Annotated in this window: 11 protein-coding genes and 3 pseudogenes; 11 read left to right on the forward strand and 3 right to left on the reverse strand. The window is 67.1% G+C overall.

Going from position 1 to position 13,071, the window contains the following annotated elements:
* From ABZW18_RS32655 to ABZW18_RS32685, 7 genes and pseudogenes are all read left to right on the forward strand, one after another.
* Nucleotides 1–179: pseudogene (locus ABZW18_RS32655) on the forward strand (IS982 family transposase); the annotation flags it as partial.
* Nucleotides 180–260: 81 nt separating this feature from the next.
* Nucleotides 261–1,898, forward strand: a complete 1,638-nt coding sequence (locus ABZW18_RS32660) for a hypothetical protein (RefSeq protein WP_356194638.1) — start codon at nucleotides 261–263, stop codon at nucleotides 1,896–1,898.
* 242 nt (nucleotides 1,899–2,140) lie between these two features.
* On the forward strand, nucleotides 2,141–2,854 hold the full coding sequence (locus ABZW18_RS32665) for a hypothetical protein (protein WP_356194640.1): 714 nt from the start codon (nucleotides 2,141–2,143) through the stop codon (nucleotides 2,852–2,854).
* Nucleotides 2,855–3,596: 742 nt separating this feature from the next.
* A complete protein-coding gene (locus tag ABZW18_RS32670) occupies nucleotides 3,597–3,833 on the forward strand; it encodes a hypothetical protein (protein WP_356194642.1) in 237 nt (78 codons plus the stop codon).
* 349 nt (nucleotides 3,834–4,182) lie between these two features.
* Nucleotides 4,183–5,166 (forward strand): recombinase family protein, encoded by a 984-nt coding sequence (locus ABZW18_RS32675; RefSeq protein ID WP_356194645.1) that lies wholly within the window; start codon nucleotides 4,183–4,185, stop codon nucleotides 5,164–5,166.
* Nucleotides 5,167–5,913: 747 nt separating this feature from the next.
* Nucleotides 5,914–6,192 carry a hypothetical protein gene (locus ABZW18_RS32680; protein ID WP_356194647.1) on the forward strand — a complete coding sequence of 93 codons (279 nt, stop codon included), beginning with the start codon at nucleotides 5,914–5,916 and terminating at the stop codon, nucleotides 6,190–6,192.
* 55 nt (nucleotides 6,193–6,247) lie between these two features.
* Nucleotides 6,248–6,538, forward strand: coding sequence for a hypothetical protein (locus ABZW18_RS32685; protein ID WP_356194649.1), 291 nt, complete (start codon nucleotides 6,248–6,250; stop codon nucleotides 6,536–6,538).
* Here the strand turns inward: ABZW18_RS32685 and ABZW18_RS32690 are convergent.
* From ABZW18_RS32690 to ABZW18_RS32700, 3 genes and pseudogenes are all read right to left on the reverse strand, one after another.
* Nucleotides 6,529–7,917, reverse strand: a complete 1,389-nt coding sequence (locus ABZW18_RS32690) for a hypothetical protein (protein WP_356194651.1) — start codon at nucleotides 7,915–7,917, stop codon at nucleotides 6,529–6,531. The two genes, ABZW18_RS32685 and ABZW18_RS32690, sit on opposite strands and share 10 nt — an antisense overlap.
* A gap of 197 nt (nucleotides 7,918–8,114) precedes the next feature.
* Nucleotides 8,115–9,179 (reverse strand): hypothetical protein, encoded by a 1,065-nt coding sequence (locus ABZW18_RS32695; protein ID WP_356194653.1) that lies wholly within the window; start codon nucleotides 9,177–9,179, stop codon nucleotides 8,115–8,117.
* Between the two features lie 314 nt (nucleotides 9,180–9,493).
* Nucleotides 9,494–9,625: pseudogene (locus ABZW18_RS32700) on the reverse strand (IS5/IS1182 family transposase); the annotation flags it as partial.
* Nucleotides 9,626–10,971: 1,346 nt separating this feature from the next.
* Between ABZW18_RS32700 and ABZW18_RS32705 the strand changes: the two are divergent.
* The 4 genes and pseudogenes from ABZW18_RS32705 to ABZW18_RS32720 all read left to right on the forward strand — a co-directional run.
* On the forward strand, nucleotides 10,972–11,370 hold the full coding sequence (locus ABZW18_RS32705) for a hypothetical protein (RefSeq protein ID WP_356194655.1): 399 nt from the start codon (nucleotides 10,972–10,974) through the stop codon (nucleotides 11,368–11,370).
* A gap of 237 nt (nucleotides 11,371–11,607) precedes the next feature.
* Nucleotides 11,608–12,534, forward strand: coding sequence for a hypothetical protein (locus tag ABZW18_RS32710; protein WP_356194657.1), 927 nt, complete (start codon nucleotides 11,608–11,610; stop codon nucleotides 12,532–12,534).
* A 119-nt stretch (nucleotides 12,535–12,653) separates the two neighbouring features.
* Nucleotides 12,654–12,722 (forward strand): annotated as a pseudogene (locus ABZW18_RS32715) (pentapeptide repeat-containing protein); the annotation flags it as partial.
* A gap of 161 nt (nucleotides 12,723–12,883) precedes the next feature.
* The coding region (locus tag ABZW18_RS32720; protein WP_356194659.1) for a YciI family protein at nucleotides 12,884–13,071 on the forward strand (188 nt) is incomplete at its 3' end.

The following is a 13,071-nucleotide window of genomic DNA, read 5'->3' on the forward strand; positions in this document are numbered from 1 at the left end:
TCGAATCGATCAACGAGACCTTCAAGGGACAGCTTGACCTCGAACGGCACCGAGGGCGCACACCCGGAGGTGTCATAGCCCGCGTCATGCAACGCGTCCTCGCGCTGACCGCCGCGATCTGGCACAACGACGCGACCGGACAAACCGTCCTACGCTCACTGATCGCCTACGATCACTGACCCCTTGGAATAGATCATCTAGAGGCCGCCGAGGAAACCCTGCGTGAGGCGGAGGCTGCGCCGGAGCCCAAACCCCGGCCGGTGGCCACCCTGCGCACCGCCCTGCTGGCCGACACCGCAGAATGGTTGGACGCACGGATGCGTCACCTCGAGTCGGACGACCCCACGGCCTACTGGGCCGAGCAGCCGTCCCTCAATTCTTGGCAGCGAGGCGGCCACATCTGGGCCACAACACTGCGCACCGTCCCCGACGCGGCACTCCTCGGGCACTTGGCCGCTCGCTACAGCGACCCGCAGCCCGAAGGCCCCGCACTACTGCGCGCCGCCGCCACCGACGCCCTCGGCGCCCTGGCCATCGCCGCCGACCCAGCCTCGACCGAGATGAGTGAACTGGGCCGTGCGTGGCGCATGCTGGACCGCCTCACCTTCACCACAGGCGCTGACCAGGTCATCCAGCCGGCCCGCTCGGCGCGGGACGCCCTCCTCGACCACCTCCTGTCGCGGCACCGGCACCCGGAGACCGCAACCGTCCTCGCCACACCCCCGGACGCCCACGGCGAGCATCCAGCCCGGGAGGCTGCCCGCGCCTACCTCACCCGCCTCAACCGGATCGGACCCGCAGTGGACGCGGACCTGCTCAACGACATCCGCGCCGACTTCGACGACACGCTCAGGGAATTGGACGACGCCCAGCCGCCCCGTGACGCTCCCGCTCCTGCGCCCGCGGCGCCTGTAGTCGGCGCCGTGCCCGGATTCCCGGTCCAGCTCGGCAGCGATCTGCAAGCCGCTGCCGCATGGCGGGCCAAGGTGCCAACTGCCCGCCACGAAGCCGAGAAGACCCAGGGAGCGCTGACACGCGCCGCCGACGCCCTCACCGAAATCACCGCCCATCACGCACCGGAACAGCCGCTCCCCCTCCCGCAGCGACAGAGCAGGGACCGCATCATGGACCAGTGCAATGACCTCCGGTCGACGCTCACGAACCTCGATGCCCAGCATGCGGCGCTCACATATCTCAGCGTCCTGGCCGACGCCGAGCATGCCGCCGAATCTGCCCTGGCCCTGGTCATCACCACGGAACACGAAAAACGAGCCAGGCCGACAGCCGGCCGATACACACGTGAGGAGAACGACGCCTGGGGCGCCGCGCTGGAGGCGGGAGAGCGAGCCATCACCGACATCGTCTCCGCCCAGCGGCGGCTCACCCGAGACGCCCTCCACCGACTCTTCCCGCGCCAAGCCGGGCCGGACGGAGGACGCGCCCTTCGCCGCCAGATGATCGACAACGCGGGTCTGGGCGGCGAGGAATTCCAGCGTGTCTACGACCGTATCCCCATCGCCCGCCGCCACCTCGACCAACTGCAGCGCAGCTACAACAGCCCGCACGTCGAATTCGGCAAGGCACCGGTCACCGCCGCGCAGGTCGACCAGGCGCGCGAACACCTGAAGCACACCGAGCACCGCTTCGAAAACCTCCGGAGAGACCGGCCGGCGACCTTGCGCGCCGTACGCCTGCTCGAAGCGGTGATGGAACTCAAGCCCACCCCCACCGGCGGCCTGGCAGCGCTGGCCACCTACGCAGAGCATCTCAGCCATGGCCGATCCAAAAGCGGCAGCGCTCCACCGGCCGAAGCCACCCCCGCCGTACGGCCTGCTGACCACGCCCACGGCCATGCCCTACAGCAGCGGGGCGCCGGGCCCGCAAGCCGCCTGCCCTGAACCGGCACCATGTCCCAGTGCCGTAACAGTCCACGCTTGGCGCACGATCACGCCACCCACCAGGACAGGGGCAACATGATCCGCAGCTGCATCACCGGGGGCGTCCACCACGCGGACGACCAGCGCCCACCCGCGCTGCCTCGAAACGAAGCCTCGTCAGAAGCCGGAAGTCCGGCTGGAATCATGCGCCTTCTCGACGAATGTGCAGCCCGGCCACACGGAGGCAGTAGGGTCATGTCCCGTTGATTCGGGAGGAGTTGAAGCCACAGATGCGGCCAAAGACGACCAGGTTCCGCTGCTGGGGCCTTCCAAGTGTTGTGGCCTGCTGTGCCCTGATGGCCAGCGGCTGCGGCTCAGCAGCGGACCAGACCGACTCCAAGCCGAGCGCGGCGAAAACGCCCTCTACCGCTGAAAAGCCAGTTGGCCACAGTCGGCTCCGCTCGCTCCTGCTGGCACCGAGCGACCTGGGAGCGGGGTACACCCAGGCCCCAGCCGAGGACCAGGGCAGCGAGCGCTACGACGACATCGGGCTGAGCGGCTGCCCGGCACTGGAGAAGCTCGGGAAGCAGAGCGATCAGATGCAGTTCGCCAGCAAAGCCGCGATCAACTTCAGCTACGACACCGACTCCACCTTGGGCGAGGAACTCCACAGCGACGCCCCCTCAACGCTGTCCACAAAGCTGCGCACCCTCTTCCGTGCGTACACCGCGTGTCCCTCCTACGAGATGACGTCAGGAAGTACGCCCATCGAGGTGAAGATCACCAGGTCCTCACTGCCCCGGGTCGGCGACGAACAGTTCGGATACACGACGACCTTGAAGTTTCCTCACGGGTCTCAAGTACTGAAGACCGTCGCAGTCCGCGAGAAAAACGTCGCTGTGATGCTGGTCGGGGCGCCAGCTCTCGTCGACCGCAACATTGACCAGGCAGTGGGCAAGGTCTCCAGCGGATCCTGACCCCGTGGCTTCCTAGTTCGCAGAGCAGGCCCAACGACGAAGCGGACCCGCTCGGCTCAGCGCTGAACCGAAACTGACACGCCGGGCGAGCTCGAAGAGTTCGCTGCACGGGGTTTCGTGGGCGGGTAGGGCCGACGTTGTGCGGCTGCGGCCAAACGATCTCTCACTCTCGCGGCCCGCTCCCCACGGCGCGGGCCGTACGCGTATCCCGACGGTCATCGTCGTTGTGGGCTGCCTCGATAATGCACCTGCCGCGCCGAGGTCGAGACCACGCCCAACGGGTGCGACAAGCATTCGCCGGTGCCGATCGTGCGCCGCCTGCTCGGCCTGCACGCCCGGCTCGAGGCCCAGTACGCCGAGCGGACGGCCGCCGCGCCGATCGAGGCCGAGCGCGCGTCGGTGGAGGAATCCCGGGGCCTGGAGGCGTACGCGAAGCTCGACGTCACCGCCGAACTGCTGGGCCCCGCCCTCGCCGCGGTGGAGGCCACGCAGGCGCGCGCGGCGGAGCACCGGCGGCTCGGCTGCACCTCGATCACCGCGCGTTCCCCGATTCGCCCTACCGTCAGGCAAGAACGGCGGCTGAGCTGGGCACGCAGGCCCGGCACGCCCACCACCCCAGCGGCTGCGGTCGACGGCAGGATACGCGCGAGGACCCGGGCGACGAGGTCACCGGCCGGTCGCAGGAGCAGCGTCCAGCAAATACAACAGCCGCCCCTTCACCGACACAGGCCAACTGTGGACGGTGCTCGCGTTCAACGACCTCAACACCGACGACGAGGTCAAGGCGTTCCACCTCTGGCGCCGCGCCCAGAGCGAACTGCGCAAAGCCGAGCAGACCCTCGCCCGCGCCGCAACCGACCGCGCCGTCACGCTGGAGCGGCTCGTGAACCTGACGGGATCACAGGAGAAGGCGGGCAAGATTGTCAGACTGAACCAGTCCTCCGTCAGCAGCTCGCTTCGCCCCCGTCGCACCATCTGAGAAACCCGCATACGGCGACGCCCCAATTATGCTGACCACGCGGACCCGGCAACGACACTCGGCTACCTCAAGGCCCGCGATGAGCAGAAGAAGCGGGTCAAACAGGCCGCCGACGCCGTCAACCTCTTGAGCCACCAGTTCACCCACTGGCTGGCAGCGTGAGCGCTTGGCGGCGCGATGCCGGGCAGAGAGCGGACTGAAGCCTCTGGCGTTTATTTGGCACCTACGGGGCCGGGCCGCCCGGGCGGACGACCGTCCTGGCATGTTCGGTCCTTTGAAACAGTGTGACCTATCTCTACAGTTATCCGTGTCAAACAGGGGGTCGGTCCGAGGCGAGGGGAGCTGTCAGGTGCCACGGCTGTACGGGTTCGAGGACATGGCGTACCGACGTGTTCGTGAGCGGGAGGCGGCCGCACTGCGGCCAGCCGCCTCCCGCCGTCTGGCGGGGCAGAGCTACCCGGCGATCACGGAGTGGATGAACGTTGAGGGCTACCGCACAACGCGCGGCGGCTTGTGGCGGCCGGCGACCCTGGCGGGCGTACTGGATCACCCGGCGATCGCTGGGCTCGGCGAAGACGAGAACGGCAGCCTGGTGGAGACCGGGGGGCCGCAGCTCATTACCCCCGAGGATTTCAAGGCGATCCGTGCGATGCGTCCGTCCAACAACCCTGACAGCAGCCGGGCCGACCAGCGCGAGTACCTGATGCCGAGCCCGCTCGCCGTGTGCGGTCTGTGCGCCAGCCCGGTCGATGCCTCGCCTTCAAACAGCGGAAGCCGCGGCTACCGCTGCTCCCCGAGCACGGCCCAGCACCCGGGCGGATGCGGCAAGGTACGCATCAATGCTGACCTGTTCGAGACCTACGTGGCCGAGCACGTTGTGGCGGACCTGGCCAGGCCGGAGGTAAGTGCCAAGATCGCGCAAGCGCGTGATGAGTTGCTGGCAGAGGCAGACGCCCTGAGGAAGCAGGTCGAGGCCGACCGCGCGCGGCAGAAGGAACTGGGCGAGAGCTACGCCACTTCGCCGGATCTGTCGATGGAAGCGTTCAGGACGGCTGACCAGAAGTTGGCGAAGCGGATTCGCGAGAACGCCTCGAAGGCGCGGTTCCTTGAGCAGGCGCGGAACGTACCCGTCGGAGGTGTGTTGGACGCGTTGCGGTGGTGGAAGCACGCCACGCTGGCGTCCAAGAAGGGTGTCCTCACGCTCATGCTGGAGCAGGTGGCGGTGTACCCGGCCGCCGCGCGTGGGTCGCGCGCCGTGGACAGTGATCGTGTGGCGTTGACGTGGCGGCAGTGGGACGAACCCGCTGCCGGGGCAGTAACAAGCGTGGCCTGACGGAGCGTGGGACCCGCTCGTGAAAGCGGTCATGGAAAAAGAACTGAGTGCAGCAGGGCAGTAGGCACGGCATACAGGAAGCACGACACCACAGGGTGCCGTGACGAGCGGTCTGTTGCCAGCGCTTGCCGTCCCGTTCGGTGCTCAGCCGTGCTCCAGGGCGCCGGCGACGTCGCTGGCGAGGGCGTAGCCGTGGCTGTCGTCCAGCAGTTCCTTGCGCCGGTTGTACCGCTGGTGGTGCGGCTGTCCTTGTGATCGGCCCACCGCTGCACCTTGTCCGGGCGCGCGTCCTTCTTCGCCAGGGCGTGGGTGATCGCGTCCACCTTGACCCCGTGCGGCGGGTGGTTGATGTCGCCGAGCCGGGCCCGCTTTCGCCAGGGAGCGCAAAGTCCACCGCGTACTCCTGCCACAGGTGCTGGAACTCGGCGTCTTCCCTGATGATCGAGTGTGTTCTCAGTCGTCAGTAGGGGTGTGTGTTGAGTGTGTGGCATGTGGTGCGGGTGCCGGATCAGGAGCGGTGGGGGCCGTTGCCAGCTGAGGGTGTGTCCTGGGGCGTACAGGACCTGCCGGGGGCGGTGGCCCGGATCGGGCTGAGGCCGGGTGATCCGGTGTTTGTGCAGTCGGACGGCACGGTCGGTACGGAGCTGCTGGATTTCGTCCGCTCCAAGGAATTCAGGAATCTGGAACGGGAATCCAAGCGGAATTACGGATATCCCAATACTTCTCGAGTTCCTGTCGTCGCGCGGGGTGCCGTGGCAGAGGGCAACCGAGCAGGATCTCGCGGACTTCCGGGACTGGCGGTGCCGGGCCCCGGAGAACCCGGAGCAGATCGGCGGGACGAAGTGGAACCGTGAGGCGGCGGCGTTCATGAAGCTGTTCAAGTGGGGGAAGGTCTACCCGCTGCCGGTGGACGTGTCGCGGCGGGAGGACCGGGCCGCGGACTCGGTCAGTGCGCGGGTGTCGTGGCTGACGCCGCGGACCTGGGGGTTGTTATCTCGGGTCCCGAGGAAGCGTCAGGCGTGTTAACTGAACTAAATCCGGCATTTATGCAGGTCATAGCGCCTTCTGCTACGTTCCGGCCGTGGAGCAACTGGGGAGTCCCGAACGGGACCTGAAGCGCCTCGTCGTGCCCGATGTTGGGCAGTTACTGGAGACCGGAGACTGCTGGGAGCCATACCAGCTGCTGGACGCGCATGGGGCCCGGGTCGCCCGTGGCGACGCACTGCAAGAACCTGCTGGCCGCTGGCAGCCCGGCCTCAACGATCAGGTCGTACGGCATGGGCTCCTCATGCTCTGGATGCAGCTCGCAGAACACGCAGCCTGGCTGGTGTTGCACCAGCTGTTCAGACTGCCCGACCCGGCTCAGGAATAGCCGTCCTGCGGACAGTTCAGGAGCTTACGGAAGAAGTCAGTGAGCACCGGCCGCGCAAGCTCACGGTCGCGCAGTTCATCGTGGCCAAACCGGAAGACTTCATACCCTCGGAACTTCAAGTCACGGTCGCCGGCCATGGTCGCGGCATACTTCGCGCTGTCAGGCTCGGTTCCGCCGTTGCGTGTGAAGTGCTGCATGCCGTCAACTTCCAGCACCACCCGCTTGCTCCCTGGCAGCAGCATGAGGAAGTCCATGCGCAGGTTCTGTAGGGCTCGCACACCGCGTTCGCGCACGGTCTTGGGATCCCAGTGCACCCATATCTCCGGCAGGAGAGCGGGTACGTCGCTCAAGTGGCCCTTGTAAATGTTGTGGTAGAGCCAGAACAGGTTGTTCTGTCCCCTGGATTCGCGGGGCAGGGACGCTTGCATGCGGTCGTACAGGGACAGGGTGGCTTGCTCTGCGTCGGTGATGTGGTGGGTCTCCTGCCACCAGGACAGCAGGTCGCGCCAAAGCAGCCCGTCCTTTCCGATGGGGCGGTCGTAGACCAGGACCTGGTCGGCGCGTTCCGCGACTTCGATGTCGTTGTCGAGAGCGCTGGTGAAGCGGATGTCTGGTTTTCCCAGGGTGGCGAAGATGAGGTTGCGCGGTCGGCGGGCGGTGCCGCGCCCGGGTTGGACGAGCTGGAACAGCGGGTAGCCGTCTGCTTCCCCTTCTTGGCGCAGCTGCGCGCCCAGGGGCTTCAAATGCTGATCGGCCAGGTCGACGAAACGACGCTGTGCCTGTTCGTCGGGGAGGACGGCAGAGGAAGCCAGCCCCTCGAGGAAGTGTCCGAAGCGAGGATGCGGGGCTTCGAACGCACCGAGCTGCTCGAAGAGGTCCTCGGTCGACCAGTCGTCTGGGAACCTGATCACGTGGCGTTCGATCTTGTCGCGCAGGCTGCTGGTAGGCGTGCCCCACCCGCTGAGCAGGTCGTCGCCCAGGTCCCACAGTCTTCCCAGCAGTGCGAGGAAGCGGTCCGGATACCGAAGGTGGTCAGACAGGTCGAAGTCCTTGGCCAGTTCGCGCCTCGTACGAGCGGGAATCTCCACGTAGTGGCTTCCGAGCCATAGAACGTCTTGCAGTTGAATGAGTTCGGCCGCAGGAACTGACTCGCTGTCGAGAATGGCCTCAGCAACATGCGCCAGGCGGCTGTCCGGGCAGGCCCGCAGGCTAGCCGTCAGGCGCTCGTGCTTTGTGGGGCCGTCGTTGGGAGGCGGCGCCGGGAGGCGGAGGCGCTCGCACAGCGCTGGCAAATCCTGGTGACGGTTTATCTGGTACAGCGTGACAAGCACGCCCTCGATCAGGCTCCGCAACCGCGGCAGGTCCATCTGCTCAGCCATCCCATGATGATGAGCCAGGCCAGGACGCAATTCCAGATGCTGCTGGTCAGCTCCAGCAAGTAGCCCCCGCCCTCCCACCGACGCTGAGCCGCGTCGGCGGGAAGGAACACACGGGGGCCTGGGCGCCCCGGCGGCACGGTAGCCGGGGTCCTGCCAGGGCCGGGCTGCGCCTTCCGCCACGGACCCGCGAGGCAGTGCTACACGCCGAGCAGCTCTCCGAAGAACTCGCTCAGCATCGCCTCCGCCGCCTGCTTGCTGATGAACTCCGCGCCCCCGAACCGGTACACCTCATAGCCCTGGAGCCGGATCCGCCGGTCTTCCCGCACCATCTCCGCGTACAGGTCCGGCGCTGCCTCCCCCTTGCGCGAGTAGTGCTGCTTCCCATCCAGCTCCAGGACGTACCGGCGGCCACCGGGAGCGAGCAGCAGGAAGTCCATACGCTGACGCACGAGCACCTGCCCCTCCGCCCGCTGCATCCTCTGCTGCTGAGTGAGCGGGTCGTAGTGGAGAAACACCTGCGGCAGGAGAGCAGGGATGTCATCGAATCCCTTGCTCACGGAGAATTGCCAGTATGAGTCCAGCATCAGCTGTTCCGGCTCGTGGAGGGATCCCACCAGCCGGTCCCGAAGCGCTTTGCGCAGCGCTTCCACCGGAAGCGCATAGTTGCCGTCCTGGAGCCTCCACCACTCGGCCACCTCGCCCCAGGTGAGTCCGGAGACGCCGACCGGACGGTCATACAGCAAGCAGTGCTGCTTGTTCCTCGTGATCTCGATCGTCCCGGCCGCGACATCCCGCCAGACGATCTCCGGCTTCTGCTTGGCGGCGAAGATGAGGTTGCGCAGTTCCCCGCGCAGGCCCCGAAGCCCACCTCCGGAATGAACCCGATCGCGCCGCTCCAGAGCCTCTCTGGCGGGCGCGAACACTCGCGACAAGTCCGTTTGGAGCCCGTTTCTGTTGTCGGCCCGGAAAGAGTAGTAGCCGCGCTTGTCGTGGAACGGCAGCTCGAACTCGATTCCCATCCGCCAAAGAACGGCCTTGAGGCAGCGTAAGACCGCGCCGGTCTCGGAGTTGTCCAGCAACCCTTCATGCTCCGGATCCATCGGCAGGTCGTCGATCAGCAGGTAGATGAGGGCATAGGCGACGTCGTCATCACTGACGCCGAACGGCAGGCCCCTTCTGATCCCGTCGATCAAGTCGTGGTTCAGACTCTTGGACGAGTACTGCCCGTTCTGCACCGTCTCGAAGAAGTCATCCTGACGCACGATCTCCCCCTTCATGTGCGTTGTTGTGGGCCGGCTGCGCATGTTATTCCGCCGAGAACATCGCCTGCCGGCCACGCCGTCGTGTGAACCGTGGCCCTATCCTGCCGGGGCCGCCGCCGGGCCATACCCCGTTACGCACACATGCGGGCCGATGTCCCCGAGTCCGGCGGCGTCCGCGTGGTGAGCCGGAGGCTTGCCGTATTTCGGAGCAGTACTACGACCGGGTCGGACGGGGTCGGAGGTACGGCGGCGAGCAGCCGGGCGAGGTCGTTGGCGCTAACGACGGTGGCGCTGGATCATTGCGGGCTGAGGGTGATCACCGCGAGCACCTCGCGGTCATGAAAACGGCGCAGGCCCCCACCCTGCGGCCGTGACGGGGCGGGCGGCACCACCCGCTGGAACAGCTTGAATAACTCCTCCGGCACCAAGCGCTCCACGATCAGCACAAGCTCAGACTACGGACCACACAAAATGAGATGACGTCTTTGTTCGGAGAAGCCACATGAGGCAAGTGACACCGGGACCACATGCCTTACAGGTATCCGATGGGTTTTCAGGCAAGTGCGTCGCGGCGGGGTGCAACCTCGGTTCGGTCGAAACTAGTTGCAAAGCGCACGTTACCCCGGCTGGTATCCGGAAGGGTGGGTCGAAGCCTTCCGGGATCGCCAGAAAGGCAACCGGACGCCACGGGATCGGATGCCCGAGCGGGTCGACAACGTCTACGGATACTGGAGCTGGTCCAACATTGCCAACCAACGCAAATTGAATCCCGGGAAGCCGAGCTGCTCGGTCCCTCGGCACCATCCCCGCCAGCTCACCGCCCGACCGACGCGGCGCCTGACCCAGTGGTCGTTCCAGCTTGGCCGCGGGCGATTCCGCCCTCGACCAACGCGGCGCCTGCCTCAGTGGTCGTTCCAGCTCGGCCGGCGAGTCCGCGATGGGCCCACTCCGCCGCGAGGTGGTGGCAAGACCTGACCAATCCCTCGCCCGAGCGCACCGAGGTCATCGAGGCGTGTGAGGTGTCGGAAGATGTGGTGGTCACGTCCGCTCAAGCGTCGCCGTCAGCCGTTGCGGCGGCGCAGCCGCGTGCCGGGCTCGGCGCCACCAGTACGTGAAACATGGTCTGGCGTTCCTCAGTTCGGGCTCGGTGCCGGGCAGCGGCCGCAGAAGCCTCCGTGTGCCGTTTTCCGGGTGGAGGGCGGGAGGTCCGGCCCTGGCGGTGTGATCGGTGGCCAGGGGGCGCGTCAGGCTCGGTCCGGGCCGATTCCCGGGCTTGTGAAGGACTGACCTGCACGGATGCCGTCTCTTTCCTGTGGTTGCCGCGGGAGCGCGTCCCTTGTGTTCACCGTCCGGCGGGGGAGCTGCCGACGGTGGGTCGGGGGAGTGGGGGCATGCAGAGCGGGCGGGCCGGGCGGGGTCTGCCGGGCCACGGTGATGCGCGCGCCGGCGGGCCGGGGGGAGCGTGGGTCCCGTCCGATCGGGGTCGCTGTGTTCGGCTCCAGGGTCCTGTTCGGCGTCCTGGGTTTTGGGGGTTGCATGTCTAACGGTCTTGCTCTGTACGTTCTTTCCTGCCGGTCTGCGGAGCTTCTTCGGCCCCGCATGCCCTCCGCCTTTGGTGGTGCGGGCCGGCCCTGCCGTAGCCGGAGGCTGCTGGGTCCGTCGCCCCGTCGGCGTCTGTTGCGAGGCCGCCTGTCTTTGCCCCCAGCCAGGTGTTTGCCCCCAGCCAGGTGTTTGCCCCGGGTGTGGCGCGGTTCTGCTCTGCCCACTATTCGAAGAGAAGGACAGCTTGCTCATGACCACGTTGACCACGTTTTCGCAGCCCGCCGACAAGGGCCAGGTCTTTGTGTACTTCGGCTGGCGCTTCGACATCGACGCCGCTGAACGCCTCCTGAACGCGACGCCCCGCACGGGTCACCGCATCGAGGTGGCCTCTACCGCGCGCGTCACCGGTATCGACGCTTCCGGCTTCCCGGACGGGGCGGTGCCGCTGACCCGTCCTCGCATCGATACCGACCACGCGATGCGCACCGACCTGTGCGAGCCCCTCATGGTGGCCACCCTCACCGATCCGGAGATGCATCTCCTCATTGACGGTTACCACCGCCTCTACCGGGCCTGGCACGAGAAGGTCACCGACCTGCCCGCGCTGGTCCTGACAGCCGAGGAGACCCGCGTGATCCGCCTCACCTGACAGCAGGGCTGAGGACTGGCGGCCCGGCGCAGGCCGCGGCCGTGGCGGGGTCTGCGGGTTGCCTCTTGCGCTGCTTACCTGCCGCGGCATGACGGTGGGGCGCCCGACGGCTACGGGCGCCACCACCGTCCATGACCCGGTATGCGCCTGCGCCTGTCGGTGGCACGCCCCACCGCCCCACCCGCGCTCAGACCTTCAGACCCTCATTCAGACCTTCAGACAAGGAGTGACTTCCTCATGCCGTTGACGTCGATGACCGGCACCGATGCGATCACCATCACCCGCGGCCGCGGGGGAGAGGTCGAAGCCGACGGCCCCCTCGATGAGTTGGCTGTGCGTCTCCTGCTGCGCGCCGGCTTCCTGGCAGAGGGGACGTTGTCCGGCTACTGGTACCGCCTCCCCTTCGATCTGGGGGCCGCCTGGGAGAACCAGACTGCCTCGCACGCCGCTCAGATGCTCACCGCCGCGCGTTATCGGGTCGTCCTTGACCCCGCACTACGCCCCGCCCAGCCCGCTGCCGGTACGCCGGTCAACTGCCCGCAGTGCCACACCCCCAACCAGCCACCCACCTTTGAATGCAGCGGCCACGCCGCTCCCGGAAACGGAGACTCCATGAACTACGACGGGCCCGAGCTGACCGCATCGCCCGACCCGAACGGTGACGCCGACCAGCAGCAGCCCGGGCAGCGGGCTTTGAGCATCCTGGATCGTGCCGTCAGTATGGCCAGCCGCCGCTCGAGGAACTTCGCCCCTGACACTCTGACCGTCACCCTTCACGCCCCGGCCGGTGTGCTGGCCCTCGACGCGCGTAGCCGCGGCGTGTCCCGCCCGGCCCCGGGCTTCCCGGACCTGCCTCTGCCCGTCTACGCCGTCACCCCCCGTGACCTGGCAGGGTTCACCGGCCTTCTCACCGCTGAACTGGCCGCCTCTTGTCCGGAGCTGACCCTGACCGTTACGGCGCCGGTCCTCGGCTATGACATCGAGGACGCCTACGCCTGGCGTTACGTCCCGTCCTCCGGCACGTTCACGCCGGTGGATCCCGCTACCGCTTACCGCTATCTCCACGAGGACACCAAGCTGGTCAGGCATCCCTCGCTGGGGAATTCCCCCTACCCCGGGGTGTCCGCACTGGAGGCTGCCGACACCGCAGCCCAGGACCGCTAACCCAACGGCGCCCATCACCGACGCGACCAACTTCACCAGGGCACGGCTTCAGGACGCCCAGCTGAATCACGCGGACATGGCCCAGGCGATACTCCGGTCCGCAGACCTGGCCGGCCAATCTGGCCCACTCCGACCCCACCGAGGCGGACCTGCGAGGAACGGTGCTACGCGGCGCCGATCTGACCGGCTGTCTGCTGGACAACATCAGCATGGACTCTCCACCACCTGGGACGAGACGACACGATGGCCCGCCGGTTTCACACCGCAGGCAGTCGTCGGCGCGGCGATCTGAGCGTGCCCCGGCTCCGGCCATCACCATATGCCCGACCGACAACACAAGGAGAACCGCATGCAGTTCATGCTCATCGCCTACGACGGCACGGACGAAGGTGCCCTGGACCGCCGCCTGGCCGCACGTGAAGCGCACATCGCGCTGGGCGACAAACTGGTCGCCGAAGGCCACATGCTCTTCGGCGTCGCCATCCTCGACGAGAACGACCGGGTGACCGGGTCCATGCTGATCCTGGAATACCCGTC

The organism is Streptomyces sp. NPDC004647 (genome assembly GCF_040609575.1).
Taxonomy (GTDB): domain Bacteria; phylum Actinomycetota; class Actinomycetes; order Streptomycetales; family Streptomycetaceae; genus Streptomyces.

What these genes read in the sequence shown, in the direction of transcription:
- ABZW18_RS32710 (WP_356194657.1), top strand. Translation starts at nt 11,608, where the DNA reads ATGCCGTTGACGTCGATGACCGGCACCGATGCGATCACCATCACCCGC.
- ABZW18_RS32690 (WP_356194651.1), bottom strand. Translation starts at nt 7,917, where the DNA reads ATGGCTGAGCAGATGGACCTGCCGCGGTTGCGGAGCCTGATCGAGGGC.
- ABZW18_RS32705 (WP_356194655.1), top strand. Translation starts at nt 10,972, where the DNA reads ATGACCACGTTGACCACGTTTTCGCAGCCCGCCGACAAGGGCCAGGTC.